Annotated in this window: 16 protein-coding genes; 11 read left to right on the top strand and 5 right to left on the bottom strand. The window is 58.3% G+C overall.

The window, feature by feature from the left end:
- The first annotated feature begins 6 nt into the window (after window positions 1-6).
- A complete protein-coding gene (locus ACR3E0_RS14930; RefSeq protein WP_480479594.1) occupies window positions 7-801 on the top strand; it encodes a hypothetical protein in 795 nt (264 codons plus the stop codon).
- Between the two features lie 118 nt (window positions 802-919).
- Here the strand turns inward: ACR3E0_RS14930 and ACR3E0_RS14925 are convergent, their stop codons facing one another.
- On the bottom strand, window positions 920-1,366 hold the full coding sequence (locus ACR3E0_RS14925) for a DUF4174 domain-containing protein (protein ID WP_480479593.1): 447 nt from the start codon (window positions 1,364-1,366) through the stop codon (window positions 920-922).
- Between the two features lie 171 nt (window positions 1,367-1,537).
- On the opposite strand from ACR3E0_RS14925, the gene ACR3E0_RS14920 reads away from it, so the two are divergent.
- Genes ACR3E0_RS14920 through ACR3E0_RS14890 form a run of 7 tightly spaced genes read left to right on the top strand, consistent with a single transcriptional unit; the run spans window position 1,538 to window position 7,759 of the window.
- A complete protein-coding gene (locus ACR3E0_RS14920) occupies window positions 1,538-2,365 on the top strand; it encodes a hypothetical protein (RefSeq protein ID WP_480479592.1) in 828 nt (275 codons plus the stop codon).
- Window positions 2,349-4,475, top strand: a complete 2,127-nt coding sequence (gene scpA / locus ACR3E0_RS14915; protein ID WP_480479591.1) for a methylmalonyl-CoA mutase — start codon at window positions 2,349-2,351, stop codon at window positions 4,473-4,475. Before ACR3E0_RS14920 ends, scpA begins: the two co-directional genes overlap by 17 nt.
- A gap of 57 nt (window positions 4,476-4,532) precedes the next feature.
- Window positions 4,533-5,129 carry a VOC family protein gene (locus tag ACR3E0_RS14910; protein WP_480479590.1) on the top strand — a complete coding sequence of 199 codons (597 nt, stop codon included), beginning with the start codon at window positions 4,533-4,535 and terminating at the stop codon, window positions 5,127-5,129.
- Window positions 5,126-5,614, top strand: a complete 489-nt coding sequence (locus ACR3E0_RS14905; protein WP_480479589.1) for an N-acetyltransferase family protein — start codon at window positions 5,126-5,128, stop codon at window positions 5,612-5,614. The genes ACR3E0_RS14910 and ACR3E0_RS14905 overlap by 4 nt, the downstream gene beginning before the upstream one ends.
- A gap of 45 nt (window positions 5,615-5,659) precedes the next feature.
- Window positions 5,660-6,340: a TerB family tellurite resistance protein gene (locus ACR3E0_RS14900; protein ID WP_480479588.1), complete on the top strand. Its 681-nt coding sequence runs from the start codon at window positions 5,660-5,662 to the stop codon at window positions 6,338-6,340.
- A 4-nt stretch (window positions 6,341-6,344) separates the two neighbouring features.
- Window positions 6,345-7,346 (top strand): endonuclease/exonuclease/phosphatase family protein, encoded by a 1,002-nt coding sequence (locus tag ACR3E0_RS14895; protein WP_480479587.1) that lies wholly within the window; start codon window positions 6,345-6,347, stop codon window positions 7,344-7,346.
- Between the two features lie 38 nt (window positions 7,347-7,384).
- Window positions 7,385-7,759 (top strand): hypothetical protein, encoded by a 375-nt coding sequence (locus ACR3E0_RS14890; protein ID WP_480479586.1) that lies wholly within the window; start codon window positions 7,385-7,387, stop codon window positions 7,757-7,759.
- Window positions 7,760-7,771: 12 nt separating this feature from the next.
- Here ACR3E0_RS14890 and ACR3E0_RS14885 read toward each other — a convergent pair whose 3' ends face one another.
- Genes ACR3E0_RS14885 through ACR3E0_RS14875 form a run of 3 tightly spaced genes read right to left on the bottom strand, consistent with a single transcriptional unit; the run spans window position 7,772 to window position 11,129 of the window.
- Window positions 7,772-9,316 (bottom strand): Ppx/GppA family phosphatase, encoded by a 1,545-nt coding sequence (locus tag ACR3E0_RS14885; protein WP_480479585.1) that lies wholly within the window; start codon window positions 9,314-9,316, stop codon window positions 7,772-7,774.
- Window positions 9,317-9,365: 49 nt separating this feature from the next.
- A complete protein-coding gene (locus tag ACR3E0_RS14880) occupies window positions 9,366-10,055 on the bottom strand; it encodes a P-loop NTPase family protein (RefSeq protein ID WP_480479584.1) in 690 nt (229 codons plus the stop codon).
- Window positions 10,056-11,129, bottom strand: coding sequence for an AI-2E family transporter (locus tag ACR3E0_RS14875; RefSeq protein WP_480479583.1), 1,074 nt, complete (start codon window positions 11,127-11,129; stop codon window positions 10,056-10,058).
- Window positions 11,130-11,601: 472 nt separating this feature from the next.
- Between ACR3E0_RS14875 and proS the strand changes: the two genes are divergently transcribed.
- Together proS and ACR3E0_RS14865 are read left to right on the top strand one after the other, a co-directional pair.
- A complete protein-coding gene (proS, locus tag ACR3E0_RS14870; RefSeq protein WP_480479582.1) occupies window positions 11,602-12,942 on the top strand; it encodes a proline--tRNA ligase in 1,341 nt (446 codons plus the stop codon).
- Window positions 12,926-13,819 carry a glycosyltransferase family 2 protein gene (locus ACR3E0_RS14865; protein WP_480479581.1) on the top strand — a complete coding sequence of 298 codons (894 nt, stop codon included), beginning with the start codon at window positions 12,926-12,928 and terminating at the stop codon, window positions 13,817-13,819. The genes proS and ACR3E0_RS14865 overlap by 17 nt, the downstream gene beginning before the upstream one ends.
- On the opposite strand, the gene ACR3E0_RS14860 is transcribed toward ACR3E0_RS14865, so the two are convergent.
- Entirely contained in the window at window positions 13,816-14,175 is a 360-nt protein-coding gene (locus ACR3E0_RS14860) for a hypothetical protein (protein WP_480479580.1), read from the bottom strand. The genes ACR3E0_RS14865 and ACR3E0_RS14860 overlap by 4 nt on opposite strands.
- A 326-nt stretch (window positions 14,176-14,501) precedes the next feature.
- Here ACR3E0_RS14860 and ACR3E0_RS14855 point away from each other — a divergent pair, with 326 nt between their 5' ends.
- Window positions 14,502-15,482 carry a DUF6492 family protein gene (locus tag ACR3E0_RS14855; protein ID WP_480479579.1) on the top strand — a complete coding sequence of 327 codons (981 nt, stop codon included), beginning with the start codon at window positions 14,502-14,504 and terminating at the stop codon, window positions 15,480-15,482.
- The last annotated feature ends 20 nt before the right edge of the window (window positions 15,483-15,502 follow it).

The following is a 15,502-nucleotide window of genomic DNA, read 5'->3' as shown; positions in this document are numbered from 1 at the left end:
CCGGTAATGGCCGAACTTCTGTCCCATAACTGGCTGCTTCTGGCGTTTTTTGCCGGCGCTGTTCTTGTGATTGCCTTCTGGCTGTCCGAGGATGCCCATGTGGCCCGCCGGGTGTTTGTGCAGTTCATCTTTAACATTGCCTTGCCGCTGTTGGTCATATTCGGCAGCGGCCTGGTTGTGCTCGCAACACAGGTGGAACTGGATGATCGTATCTGGGCGGCGATCATTGCGGGCCTCGTGATCGCGACGGGCTGGTTGACCACGGCGATTTTCGGCGCGTTGGGTAAATCCCGCGACAAGGCGGAAAAGCTCAGGGACTATCACAAGGCGCTTTACGCCGAAATCGGAAACACGCTGCAGATTTTATGGGACCGGGGCGAGGCCGAGACCGAAGCCGAAGCCTTGGTCGATCGAATGAAAGCGGACCCAGGTTTCATCCCTCTGATCCCCCGGGAACATCATGATTTTGTCTACGATTCGCTGGTCGACGAAATCGAAGTGCTTCCCCGGATCACGATTGACGCTGTGGTGGCCTATTACAGTCTGATCAAATCGCTTGCCGCACAGGCCGAAGACATGCGCGGTGACATCTTTCGCAGTCAGGACATGGCCCAGGAACGGCGCATACTGATGTATCGGGACTATTTCGAAACCCGAAAAAGCGCTTTTGCCATGGGGCAATATGCTCTGCGGCTCATCAAAGAATATGCGGAAAACGGTCAGGCCGCCGCCGAAGCTCTGGCCAAACAGCTCAGTAGCCCGGACGAGGTCCCGTCCGACCTGTCACAGGGATCGGAGTAAACGGAATGTTGGGATCTTTTTCCATCCAGTTGTCCTTTCCGTGTTTGCCAACAGGACCTCGTGCCCTGTCTGCCTTAAATATAGGTGAACATTCACGTTTCAGCAAGGGATGCGGGCCTCAGCCGCCCTCTCGCCGTTCGCGGATTTCGCGTTCACGCAGAGGGGTTTTGTCGATGGAACGGCCGATTTCGCGCACGCTCCACGGCGATGGTTTGCGCAGTTTGACCACGCCGTCCTTGTCGACAAACACCATTTGGAACCCGCGCGGGCGCAGTTTGGACCGGATCGCGGATCGTGCGGCGGGATCGGTGTCGGTCAGAACAACAACATCCCGGTCGCGCATCGCCTCTTCCCCTTCCAGCAGCATGTCGATCTGTTGCTGGAACCTCGGATCAGCCGGAGTATCGGCAAAAACCACGATCGGGCGATGCGTCCAAAGGAATTCGCTGAGGTCGCTGTCGCCCACAGGGCGAACAAATTCGTCTTCTGCGGGGGTGGATCCGTCGGCAGCCAGAGCAGCCAGCGGGAATAGTGCCGAGAAAACAAGGGCAAGCGTGCGATTCATATGGCCTCCTGTTCCGATGAATATAGACCCTGTGTTCGCGAATGCGACCGGCGAAATGCGCATCGCCTCAAAAAAGTTAGGGGCAACAAACGGAACGTCCGGCTTAAACGGCTGCAATGAGCACTTGTTGCGGCCCGGAGTCCGGTCAAGGTGCGGTCAGGGGGTGAGGCTATGGAAGTAGTTCTGCATCTCGGCGCCCATCGCTGCGCGACCACCAGTTTTCAGGAATACGTTCAACGCAACGAGACGGAGTTTGCACGTCAGGGCATTGCCTTCTGGGGGCCGGACTGGATTCGCAAAACGGAGTTGAACGCCCTGAAGTCGCTGACACCCGAAGCGCTGGAGCGGCTGCAGTGCAATCTGCAGGACTGCCAAGACGATGGCGTCAAACAGCTGTTGATCAGCGAAGAGAACTTTCTCGGTCGGATGGCACAAAACCTCAGACAATCAACGCTGTATCCCGACGCATTGGCACGCGCGCAGTTGCTCGCTACGGCATTCAACGGCTGGGTGTCGAGGGTGGTGTTGAATATCCGTTCGCTGGATATGTATTGGGCCTCTGTCGCGGCTTACATGATCCGGCGGGGTAACAATCCAGTTGCGCCAGCGCATTGGAAACGCATCGTCGGGGGTGAACGCAGCTGGCGACACGTGATTACGGACCTGGCAGACGGATTTCCGGGCGCATCCGTTGCTGTTTTACCCTTCGAGGAATTTGCGGGCCATCCGGACGCTCAGATGAATGAGGTAGCGCGATGCAATGCGCCGCAAATGCACAGCGATGTCTGGACGAACCGTGACAGAAACCCCAGACCACAAGGTCTGAGCCAGGCGCAAACCCTGCAGTTGTGGTCCACATACGCGGATGACCTGTCGTGGCTGGCCTCTGGTGCCGACGGGTACGCGGAACTGAAATCTCTAGAACGCTCAAATGCAGACGCGGAAATGCTGACTGCGATCCGAATTGACGAGAGGAAACTCAATGACCGACACGAATGACTGGCGCGCGCTGGCCGAGAAAGAGCTGCGCGGACGGCCGTTGGATGATCTGACCAAGGAAACCCTTGAGGGGATCGACGTCAAACCACTCTACACGCAGGACGACACCGTCGATCTGCCACATATGGGGTCGCTGCCGGGCTTCGGCCCATTCACGCGCGGCGTTAAGGCGACGATGTATGCGGGGCGGCCGTGGACGATCCGCCAGTACGCCGGGTTTTCGACGGCGGAAGAGTCGAATGCCTTTTATCGTCGCAATTTGGCGGCGGGTCAGCAGGGTGTCTCGGTCGCCTTCGACCTGGCCACGCACCGGGGCTATGACAGCGACCACCCGCGTGTCGTGGGCGATGTCGGTAAGGCCGGTGTGGCCATCGACAGTGTCGAGGACATGAAAATCCTGTTCGACGGCATCCCGCTGGACAAGGTCTCGGTCTCGATGACCATGAATGGCGCGGTGATCCCGATACTGGCGAGCTTTATCGTGGCGGGTGAAGAGCAAGGCCACGATAAATCCGTTTTGTCCGGCACCATTCAGAATGACATTCTGAAAGAGTTCATGGTGCGCAACACCTATATCTACCCACCTGACCCCTCGATGCGGATCATCTCGGACATCATCGAGTTCACCTCGAACGAAATGCCGAAATTCAACTCAATCTCGATTTCGGGCTATCATATGCAAGAGGCTGGCGCGAACCTCGTGCAAGAGCTGGCTTATACGCTGGCCGACGGGCGCGAATATGTGCGCGCGGCCACGCAATCGGGCATGGATGTGGACAAGTTCGCGGGACGTTTGTCGTTTTTCTTCGCCATCGGCATGAATTTCTTCATGGAAATCGCCAAACTGCGTGCCGCCCGGACCCTGTGGCACCGCGTCATGACTGACTTTGGCGCAAAATCCGAACGCTCCAAGATGTTGCGGACCCACTGCCAGACCTCGGGTGTGTCACTGCAGGAGCAGGATCCGTACAACAACGTGATCCGCACCGCTTATGAGGCGATGAGCGCGGTTTTGGGTGGCACGCAAAGCTTGCACACCAACGCGCTGGATGAGGCGATTGCCCTGCCCACCGATTTCTCGGCCCGCATTGCGCGGAACACCCAGCTTGTGTTGCAGGAAGAGACCGGCGTGACCGATGTCGTCGATCCGCTGGCCGGGTCCTACTACGTCGAAAGCCTGACCAATGAGCTGGTCGAAAAGGCCTGGGCCCTGATGGAAGAGGTTGAGGAGATGGGCGGCATGACCAAGGCCGTCGCGTCCGGCATGCCCAAGCTGCGCATTGAAGAAAGCGCCGCGCGGCGTCAGGCGATGATCGACCGGGGCGAAGAGGTCATCGTCGGGGTCAACAAATACCGCAAGGAACAGGAAGACCCGATCGACATTCTTGACGTCGACAATGTCGCGGTGCGCGAGGCGCAGGTCGCCCGACTGGAACGCATTCGCGCGACCCGAGACGAGGCCGCCTGCCAACACGCACTGGACACCCTGACCAAGACCGCCAAAGAGGGCGGAAACCTGCTGGCCGCAGCCGTCGAGGCCGCCCGCGCCCGCGCATCCGTAGGAGAGATCAGCATGGCAATGGAAAAAGAATTCGGTCGCCATCGCGCCGAGGTGAAAACACTGGCAGGGGTATATGGCGCGGCATATGAAGGCGACGAAGGCTTTGCCGCTATTCAGAAGTCCATCGAAGACTTCGCCGAGGCCGAGGGTCGCCGCCCGCGTCTGCTGGTGGTCAAGATGGGGCAAGACGGGCATGACCGGGGTGCCAAGGTGATCGCGACAGCGTTTGCGGATATCGGTTTTGACGTTGATGTGGGACCATTGTTCCAGACCCCGGCCGAGGCGGCGCAGGATGCGGTCGACAATGACGTCCATGTCGTTGGAATTTCGTCTCAGGCAGCAGGACACAAAACCCTGGCACCGCAACTGGTCGAGGAGCTCAAGAAGGCAGGTGCCGAGGATATCATCGTGATCTGCGGCGGCGTTATTCCGCAGCAGGATTATCAATTCCTGTACGATCACGGTGTGAAAGCGATCTTTGGCCCGGGAACCAATATTCCCGAGGCGGCACAGGACATTTTGCGACTGATCGGCGAAGCCCGCGGGTAGACATAAAAACGGCGGGGCACCGATCTTTCAGGGATCACTGAGCTTGGGAGAAAACGCGTGAAACTGGATCATCTTGCGATTGCCGGCGAAACACTCGATGCGGCGGCGTCACATGTCGAAGAGGCGTTGGGCGTCAAGCTGCAGGACGGTGGCAAGCACGCAAAGTTCGGGACCTACAACAGGCTGCTTGGGTTAGCAGACAATCTGTACCTCGAAGCGATAGCGATTGATCCTGGCGCGCCTGATCCAGATCAGCCGCGGTGGTTTGATCTGGACCGGTTCGAAGGTCCGCCAAAACTGACAAACTGGATTTGCCGGGTTGAGGATATCGAGAAGGTTGCGATGCCGGATGGGCCCGTGCCTCCCATCGATCTGGCGCGCGGTGCGCTTAGGTGGCGTATGGCTGTGCCGAAATCGGGGCGCTTGCCGTTTGACAATCTGTACCCGGCGCAAATCCAGTGGCTGGGTGATCTGCATCCGGCAACGATGTTGAAGGCAAGTGGCTGCACGCTGCGTCAACTGCATGTGTCACACCCTAAGGCTTTGGAAATTGCGGCTTTGACAGGGACAGTGGACGGCGTGCAGTTTCACACAGGTGCACCCGGGCTGCGGGCTGAGTTTGAAACGCCACATGGGCCGCGTGTGCTGGAATGATTGTCCGGCAAGCCGAGGTCCCGGATGCGCAAGCTGTTCAAGAGATAACCAACGCGATCATTTCCGGCACGCTGGTGACTTTTACCACAGACCTCAAATCACTCGAAGCCATCGCGGCGGACATCCGCGACAAGGGCGCCCGGTTTCTGGTCGCCGAGGTCGAGGGGCAGGTCGTCGGGTTTGCGACCTACGGGCAGTTCCGGCCCGGCCCGGGCTATGCCCACAGTCGAGAACTGACCATACAGCTGGCCCCTGCAGCGCGCGGCAAAGGCGGCGGCCGGGCGTTGATGACCCGGCTGGAGGCTGTCGCACGCGACGATGGCGTGCATGTACTTGTTGCCGGGATTTCCGCAGAAAACCCGGCCGCACTTGCCTTTCATACTCGTCTGGGTTTCGTTGAGGTTGGCCGCATGGCCGAAGTCGGGTTCAAATGGGGCCGGTGGCTGGATCTTGTCCTGATGCAAAAAATACTTGGGTCGGATTGATCTGCGGCACCTGACAGGCGCGCATTGTGGCGCTAGGGTGCGGCCATGTCGATCTGGACCCGAATATCCGACGCACTCAGCGCGCTTGCCAAGGGCGAAAGCCTGACGGCCGTATTCGAAAAGCTGCGATCCCCCCCCGAAAAATCCGTTGCCTTTACAATCGCCGTGATCGCTTTGGGTGCCAAAATGGCCAAGGCGGACGGGCAGGTGACCCGGGACGAGGTTACCGCCTTTCGTGACGTGTTTCAGATTGCGCGCGAGGATGAAGAGGGCGCTGCCCGTGTCTTCAACATGGCCCGGACGGATGTTGCCGGGTATCAGGATTACGCCCGGAAGATCGCGAGTATGTTTTCCGAAGACAGCACGACCTTATGTGATCTGATGGAGGGGCTGTTCCACATCGCCATGGCGGACGGGTTTTATCATCCAAACGAGAACGAGTTTTTGGAGGATGTCAGCAACATCTTTGGTCAGACTGATGCCCAATTCATGGCGCTGCGCGCGCGATTTGTGCCCGACGCGCCCAAGGACCCATACACGGTTTTGGGTGTTCCGCGCGAAATGCCGCTGCCGGACATTCGAAAAGTCTGGCGCAAGCTGGTCCGGGACACGCATCCAGACGCCATGATGGCGCGCGGTGTACCGGAAGAGGCGATCCGTCTGGCCGAGAAAAAGATGATTGATATCAACCGCGCCTGGGATGAGATCAACGGCGCACGGGTCTAGGCGGATGCGGCTGGCGACATACAATATCGAATGGTTCGCCAACCTTTTCGACCGCAAGGACAACCTGATCGTTGACGACAGTTGGTCTGGCCGTCAGGACGTGACCAAAGCACAGCAGATCGAAGCCATCGCTACTGTTCTGACCGCGGTTGATGCCGACGCGATGCTGATCGTCGAGGCCCCGAATACCGGCAAGACGCAAAACACGGTTCGTGCGCTGCAGGAGTTTGCCGAGGCCTTCGGTCTGCGCACATCCAACGCGATCATGGGGTTCGCCAATGACACGCATCAGGAACTGGCGCTGCTTTACGACCCCATGGTTCTGACGGTGCGCCATGATCCGCAAGGCGATGCGGATTCGACTGACGCACCGCGTTTTGACGGCGATTTTCGAATCGATCTGGATATCGACGCAACCGAGGACCTGGTTCGGTTTTCAAAGCCCCCGATGGAATTGGCCGTTCGCACTCAGACCGGGGCCGAGTTCCGCCTGATCGGCGCACATCTGAAGTCCAAGGCACCGCATGGGGCCGAGACCCGCGACGAAGCCATCCGCATCTCGATCGCCAACCGCCGCAAGCAATTGGCGCAGGCGGTCTGGCTGGCGCGGCGGGTCGAGACACATCTGGCGGCGGATGAGCCGGTAATCCTGATGGGTGATCTAAACGACGGACCCGGACTGGATGAGTTTGAACATCTGTTCGGGCATTCCTCGGTCGAAATTCTGCTGCAGGCCGGACTATATGACCCGCATGCAGCCACTGCGTCCGGACCCCGACCTGGATCTGTACCGTCGACCGCTCGATTTGCGCGACCTGATGAAGGACGCTTTCTTGAGGCCTTGCTGGACTACATCATGATCAGTAAGGACCTGCGCGACCGGCGTCCGGAATGGCGTATCTGGCATCCGTTTCACGACGCAGCCTGCTGGGCGTCCACCGACCTTCGTGACGCCTTGCTGGTTGCCTCCGACCACTTCCCGGTTACCTTGGAAATCGAATTATGACCTTTCAGGCTTTCTCCGTGTCGCTTATATTTCTGCCTATGAAACGATTTCTCGCGATCAGTGTGATCCCTGTCCTGCTGACCGGTCCGGTCAGCGCGCAGGACGACGATGGAAAGTCGCTAATGGAGCAGGGCGCCGAGCTGTTTTTTGAGGGCCTGCGCAAGGAAATGGAGCCGGCGCTGGATGATCTGCGCGGTTTGGCCAGCCGGTTTGGTCCGGCGATGCAGTCATTCTTTGAGGAAATGGGTCCCGCCCTGGCCGAACTGGCCGGTGAAATACAGGACTGGAGCGTCTATGACGCGCCCGAGATGCTGCCAAACGGCGATATCATTATCCGAAAGAAACCTCCCAAAGGTCCTTCCGATGAGCCAGAAGAGACTGACGAGGCACCCGAGGGCGCAACGGATATCTGACCGCCTAAGGGCTTAGCCTTTGATTATCACGCGGGTCTCTGATTTCAGGGCATTCGCCAGTGAGTTCAGTCGGGCCTCGGCAACCTCGCTGAACAAGGGTTCTGCCGCCTTGGGCAGAAACAGATCAAGTTGCCGCTTTTTGGGGAAGAAACGCAACCGGCCCATATTGGCGTCGTTGTGCATCCACAACATGGCGCCAAAGCGCATCGCCTTGCCCAGTATTTCGGCCTGTTTCTGATCGGCATCGCTCAGCAGATCGTAGAGCGGGGCAAAGCGGTTGCCTTCGCGTTTGTTGCGATACCGGTGCTGCAGGGCCAGGCCGATGAACACCCGTTCCGAGTGCTTCAGACCGCCCAGATTGGCACGGGTCACATAATCAAAACACGCCTCGGCGCGATAATCCGGGTGCGCGCGCCAGCTGACGTCATGCAACAGGCACGCGGCTTGAATCAACCGCACGCGTGCGGGTGAAGCGGATCTGAACAACGGCATCACGAATTCATAAAGATGACGGCCAAATCCCGGCAGGCGGGCATCCTTGGCTTCGGAAAATCGGCTGGCCTCGATCAATGGGTCGCGATCGCGAAGCTCTTGCGACATTTGTTCGTAGAGCAGCCCTTCGCGGATCCCATAGCTGGAGATTGCGATATCCTTGGGCTTGAACGTGCGGATCAGCCGCGCCAGAACATCCATCGCAAACGGGATCAATGACATCCGCGAACCGGAGACACCTGCCTGACCACGCAGCTTGTCCGGGTCGTTTCTTTCGATGAACTTGATGGTTTCGCGCACTTGTTTCGTTGTCATGCGATACTCGTGCAGCACGTTCAGCGGGTAGCCTCGGCGCAGCATGTCCAGGCGCGCAAACGCGCGCCAGCTGCCGCCAACAAGAAACAGGCGATCACGCTGTGGGCCCATCTGGTCGCGCAATTCCTCCATGGTGGATTTGATATGCGCCTTGCGCGCGCGCCGCCCGCCTTTGATGTCTCGCAGTTTCAGGGGACCCAGAGGCGACGTGAGGCGCCGCCCGACCTGACCTTCACCGATTTCTGCCAGCTCCATCGAGGACCCGCCAATGTCGCAAATCAGACCATAGGCTCCGGGCCACCCCAACAGGACACCCTGAGCTGACAGGCGTGCCTCTTCCTGACCGTCGATGACAGCCACGTGCAGACCGGTCTCGGTCTTGACCTCTTCGCAGAATTCCGGGCCATCCTGGGCTTCCCGCACCGCGGCTGTGGCCACCACGTGCAGACCGGGCAGACCCAAATCCTCGGCCAGTTGATGAAATCGGCGCAAGGCCGCAAGTGCCCGTTCACGCCCTAACGGGTTGAGACGCCCGGTTTCCGACAGCCCGGCCCCCAGTTCGCACATCACTTTCTCGTTGTAGAAATATGCCGGTGACCGCGCCGCGCCGTCAAAGATCACCATCCGAACCGAGTTCGACCCGACATCGACCACGCCCACGCGCGACAGGGCCCTGGTTCCCGGGTCATCGAACAGAGGCCTTCCGAAAGGTCCCCAATCCGGGATGTTGGCATCGACAGTCTGATCCATGGTCTTTCCAGATATTCCGTTCTCAGGATGCGAAATCACTGCTCATGGGTCAATCGCCTGTGTCAGTTTGATCACTGTTTGCGTTCAAGACCCGTATAGCCAGCGCGCGGGTGATATCCCTCTTTTCCGACAGGGCCAGTTGATCCAGTTGGGCAACAACCGCAGCGGCGGTTTCGAAACGCCGATCCATGTGTTTGACCAGATAGGAAATGACATCCGGTCGTGGGTTGAGTTGCCGATCCATGAACAGTTTCGCCAGCACGGCGCCCAGCAAGGCGTCATCCGGGGGATCCAGCGCAACATGGTGGGCACCTTCCACGCGGCTTTGTAAATCGGCCAGCGGCAAATTCCAGAATTTCGGTGCAGGACGCCCGGTCAGCAACAAGGCATGCCCTTGGGACAGGACCAGATTATGCAGGTGAAACAGTGCTTTTTGTCGCTCGGGCTCGTCGGCGATTACCGGCACGTCTTCGACTGCGACCGGTGCGCGAGCGAGGTCAGGAACGTCGTCATAGCGTAGGGCCGCGGCTTGCACGATCCGGCCACCCGTATCGGCAGCCCAGACATGGGCCAGATGTGTTTTTCCAGACCCCGCAGGACCGCTCAGCACCACCTTGTTTCCCGGCCAGGAGGTGGCGGATATCATCGCCACTGCCAGGGCATTGGCAGAAGACACAAAGAAATCCTCGCGCCCCAGCGCAGTTTTAGCCGGCAGATCAAAGCTCAGCTGTCGGGGCATTCACTCGGCTTCCTGGTCCTGGTTTTCCAGGCCGGTATACAGACGGCTGTCGAGGTAGATCGAAGTTCCGAACCGCGCCAACACACCCAAAGCAGCCGCAACGGGAACCGCAATCAGCATTCCGACAAACCCGAACAACGCGCCAAAGACCGACAGGGCCAGCAGCAGCCAGACCGGGTGCAACCCTACCGAATGACCGACCAGCTTCGGGGTCAGAAAGTTGCCTTCGGTCACCTGACCCAATGCAAAAATCCCGGCCACCAGCCCGACATGTGCCCAGTCGCCCCAGAACTGGAACAGAGCCAGTCCAATGGCCAGCGTTCCGCCGATCAGTGCACCAAGATAAGGAATGAACGTCACAAGGCCGGCGATAAACCCGACGATCAGGCCGAACTGAAGGCCTACGATCATCAGCGCCACGGCGTAGTAGGTTCCGAGTATCAAACACACGGTTCCCATGCCACGCACGAACGAGGCCAGAACGTTGTCAATTTCACCGGCAAGCCGCTTGATGGTCGGCGCGTGATCACGCGGCAGAAGCTCTGCGATCCGCGCAATCATGCGATCCCAGTCGAGCAGAAGATATACGGTGACAACCGGCACGATGACCAGCAGGACAACCACGTTGATGGCCGATCCAAGCGAGGCGACGACAGATTGCAGCACATCGCCGGTTTTGGACTTCAGCGTCTCGCCGAGCGACACCAGAAACTGGTGCGAGCTGGAATTGCGATCCAGAATCGACGGGAACTGTTTCTCGATGAAACTGCGCAGCTCCTGAAACAGGCTGGGCAAAACATCGATCAGATCAATCAGCTGGGTGACCAACGCGGGCACAACCATCAGAATTGCCAAAACAAAACCGAATATGCCCACGACCGTTATGATGCCCGTGGCGGCCATGCGCGACAGGCCCAGCTTTTCCAGCCGATCCGCAACCGGGTCCAGGAAGTAGGCAATCGCGCCGCCGATCACGAAAGGCAGCAGGACATCCCCGAGCACCCAAAGAATGAATATGAAAACCGCTGCCGCGATGCCCCAGTATCTGAGCTGATCCTTCACCGGCAAAGCCATGGCGGTCCCCTTGTTGCGGCGTCTTCTGGCGTTCTAGGCCCATGGGCCTGTTTTTTGCAAGCGGTTCATGAACCGGGTTCCCGGATGGGGGATCAGTGCCACAATCAGCGATCCCAGCGATCAAAAGACCCGTACGTCCTGGTGATCGAGTTCCATGTGCAAAGGTGCCAGATCAAAGGCGTCAAACTCTCGGTTGCTTTTCGGTGACTGCGCTGCCGCGATGCCCGCAAGATCTGCGCCGATTAGACCGCGACTCAAGACGACGCCCGCTAGCAGGACCGGTTCGATGACTTTATCGGCAATCGATGCCTCTGAGTTTTTCAGTTTTTGTTGAAATTTGGGAATCTGACCGGCGGGCCAACTGAAAAAACTGATATTCCTCAATTCGCAAAATCGCATGTGCCTGATTGCCCCCGGCCGGGCTTTAGAATAATCACCTTTTTGTTTAAGTCTTACCCGTGAAGGTCAAACAATGCGCCTCAGCCGTTACTTTCTGCCCGTTCTCAAGGAAAATCCGTCCGAGGCTCAAATCGTCAGCCACCGGCTGATGTTGCGCGCCGGGATGATCAAACAGGCCGCTGCGGGTATCTATTCCTGGTTGCCGCTGGGCTTCAAAGTGCTGCGCAAGCTGGAAAACATCGTGCACGAGGAACAGGCGCGGGCAGGGCACATCGCGATCCAGATGCCGATCCTGCAATCGGCCGATCTGTGGCGCGAATCCGGGCGCTATGATGGCTTCGGGCAGGAAATGCTGCGGATGAAGGACAGACATGACCGAGACATGCTGTTCACTCCCACGGCCGAGGAACTGGTGACGGATATCTTTCGTGGACATGTGAACAGCTACAAAGACCTGCCGCTGACGCTCTACCAGATCCAATGGAAGTTCCGCGACGAAATCCGTCCGCGTTTCGGCGTGATGCGGGGCCGCGAGTTCTACATGAAGGACGGCTACAATTTCGACCTGACCAAAGAGGATGCGCTGCACGCCTATAACCGCCATCTGGTTACCTATTTGCGCACCTATGAGCGGATGGGGTTGCAAGCCATCCCGATGCGCGCCGATTCCGGTCCGATTGGCGGCGATTACACCCATGAATTCCTGGTACTGGCAGATACCGGTGAATCCGAGGTTTTCTACGACAGTGCGGTAACCGACCTCACATTTGGCGACCGGGTCATCGACTATGATGATCGGGCGCAATGTCAGGCAATCCTCGAAGAGTTCACCTCGAAATACGCGCGCACGGACGAAACCCATGACGACGCGATGTTCAACGAGATTCCCGAAGAGCGTCGCCGTGTGGCGCGTGGCATTGAGGTTGGCCAGATCTTCTATTTCGGCACCCAATACTCCGAAGCGCTGGGCGCGACTGTACAAGGCCAGGACGGAAAACCGGTCCCGGTTCATATGGGCAGCCACGGCATCGGGGTCAGCCGACTGGTCGGCGCGATCATTGAGGCCAGCCACGATGACAAGGGCATTATCTGGCCCGAAGGTGTCACTCCGTTCCACTGCGGGATCGTCAACCTCAAGCAGGGCGATGATGAGGCTGATGCCGCCTGCGAAACGATTTATTCTGCGTTGACCGCGCTGGGCCTGGAGCCGCTCTACGATGATCGCAACGAACGGGCAGGGGGCAAATTCGCCACCATGGACCTGATCGGTTTGCCCTGGCGCATCACCGTCGGGCCGCGCGGCCTGAAAAACGGCGTCGTGGAACTGACCAGCCGCCGCACGGGTGAAAGCGAAGAGCTCAGCCCCGAAGCCGCCGTCGCCAAGGTCGCCGGGATCTATGAGCAAATCGCCTGATCAATCCGACACGCCGCTGATCTCGGTGATCACGGCGACCTATGATCTGGTGTCACAGGGACGGCAGGACAGCTTTCGCGGCGTCATCGACTGCATGGCGCGGCAAAATTGCAGCCGCGCCGAACACATCATACAGGATGGCGCGTCGATCGACGGCACAGTCGATTTCCTGATGGATGTGAGCCAGAACGCAGACCGTACACGTGTGATCAGCGAGCCGGACAGCGGTTTGTATGACGCGATGAACAAGGGCGCTCAGGCGGCTAAGGGACATTACCTGTTGTTTCTGAACTCCGACGACTCGTTGGCGTCAGACGACATTCTGAACCGTGCGGCAGATCGCCTGGAAAAAACCCGCCCCGATTTTTTGTATGGCTCAACGCTGCGCCGGTTCGACGATGGCAGTGAAAGAGCGGAAAAACGCATGTCGTTGAAGGCCATCCTGCAACGGATGCCGTTTTGCCATAACTCGGTGTTTCTGAAGCGGGACGTGTTCCTCGCCCTCGGTGGCCATGACACGCAGTTTCGCATCGCCGCGGATTACGACCTGATGCTGCGCCTGATCGGGGGCGGATACCAGGGCGAGCGGATGGATGACCCGATATCCCTGTTCTGGGACCGTGGGGCCACCAGTGACGATGCCGCAACCGGCCAAGACTATGCGGGTGTCTGGATGAAATACTATGCGGGTTTCAATTCCGCGCGCCATCTGACCCAGCAGGATTTTGCGGAGTTTTATCGCCGCGGGCACATGCCGCTGAGGTTGATTGTCGAGGTGTTGCGTAACTCGGACACACCCGAACCGATCAAGATTGCCGCTCGTCACAGCCTGTCGAAAACCCTGAGACGTTCGGCACAGTTCTGGCGGAGCTACTAGGCTCCACCGCGTGTCGGCCGCACGGCAAGCACGTCGCCATCGGCTCCGTTGCCCCGGGCGACGACAATCGGACGTCCAAGCCGACGAACAAGATCCCGAAACTCGAACCCAAGAAACCGCAGCCCGCAAACCCGGGCGCCGCTGGTACGGTCGGTAATGCACAACCGCCCTTGCCGGAACGCCAGATCGTATCCTTTGGTTTTCAGAATGTCCGTTAAGTTGGCCCAGCTTGCAGCACTGGCAAAGATCGGCCGGATCGCCGCGCGCAGCAAGGCTGCGGTCTCACAATCTAGGTCTGTTGATGCATTGCGGGCCAAAATCGGGCCCGACCCCTCTGGTCTAGTATAGATATTCATGAGCGACCCCCGCTCTGAAATGTGTTCCCCCGCAGTCAGGGTGACAAAGTTTCTAAAAATAAGCAAAAAGCGAAATAAAGTTGCTTAATAAATGTTGCATTTTGAGTTCAGTGACTCACGCAATGCCTGCATTGACTTCATAGCTGAAACAATCGGCATCTGTCTGTGATTGACTTCACAACCTGAGGTATCGTGCGCTGGCCTCGAGGACTACTTCTGTGTGTTCGGCATACATGCCTGATTCGCTTTTTGCGCGCGTCAGGAACAATTGACCCGACTGGATCAGGTGATACAGGAGGGCAAAGCGGCCAGAAGGAATATGCGTTTTGCTGAGCTTTTCCACCATCGTTTATTCCAAAGATTTCCCCCTGCTCAAACTTCAGGCCATGTCCTTCGCCCGGTTTGTCGCCCCTGACCAAGTCGCATCCATCCACGTGATCCTGAACGACGTTGACGAAACCACCCTTCGACACAAAGTCGAGCCGATCCTTTCCGACTATGGGCCGTTGCGATCCAAGGTGCAGGTTCTGAGCGGTGATGACGTTTTACTGGGACCGGGCCATAGTACGCGCAGGCCATTGCGCGATCGGGTCCTGATTGAAAACCGTTGTCGTCTCCCGCTGATCCGAAAACGGGGATGGCGCGGCAACAATGGATACAGGGCGCAGCAGGTGTTGAAGCTTGGGGCCGCGCGTGTCGCGGCGTCTGAGAACATGGTCATACTGGATACCAAGAACCTGTTTTTGCGTCCCTTTGACGAAGAAGAGTTCTTTTCGACAACAGGTGCGGCCCGTATCTCGTTCATCGACGTCAAAAGCGACTATCACCAAAACTGGTTTTGCCAGAGTTTGGATGCACTGGGTGTGGACCGCCCGGATTTGTCTCAATGCCAGACCACGACTTTTTCGACGCCGTTTCCGGTGCGCAGGTCCCTTATCCTTGGGCTGTTGGACGAGATAAATGCACGCTACGGGTCCGTTCAGTCCTTGTTTGCCTCGCGCAGGCGTCCGTCGGAATTCATGCTGTTGAATGCGTTTTGCCTGAAAACTCCAGCCGGATATGCCCCTTGGTTCGAACACGCCCATCCCCAGAATATCGGATTGTGGCCGACATATTCGCAAGACGAACTGGCGGACCTAGTTTCTCAACTGGAAAAACCCGAACCGCTGAGCCTTGGATTGCACAACCGGGCGATCTCGAACTTACCGGATGACCTGCGCCAAAAGGTCTTCGCGGCCTTGGAGGCGAGGGGAATATGCGGTCGGACTGAGGCAGAGATGGTGCTAAAGGAAACCTCGGCGCTCTAGGGCTGAGAGCACCGCACAGT

The sequence above is a fragment of the Ruegeria sp. AJ12 genome, assembly GCF_056536245.1.
This window is presented reverse-complemented; position numbering and strand designations above follow the sequence as displayed.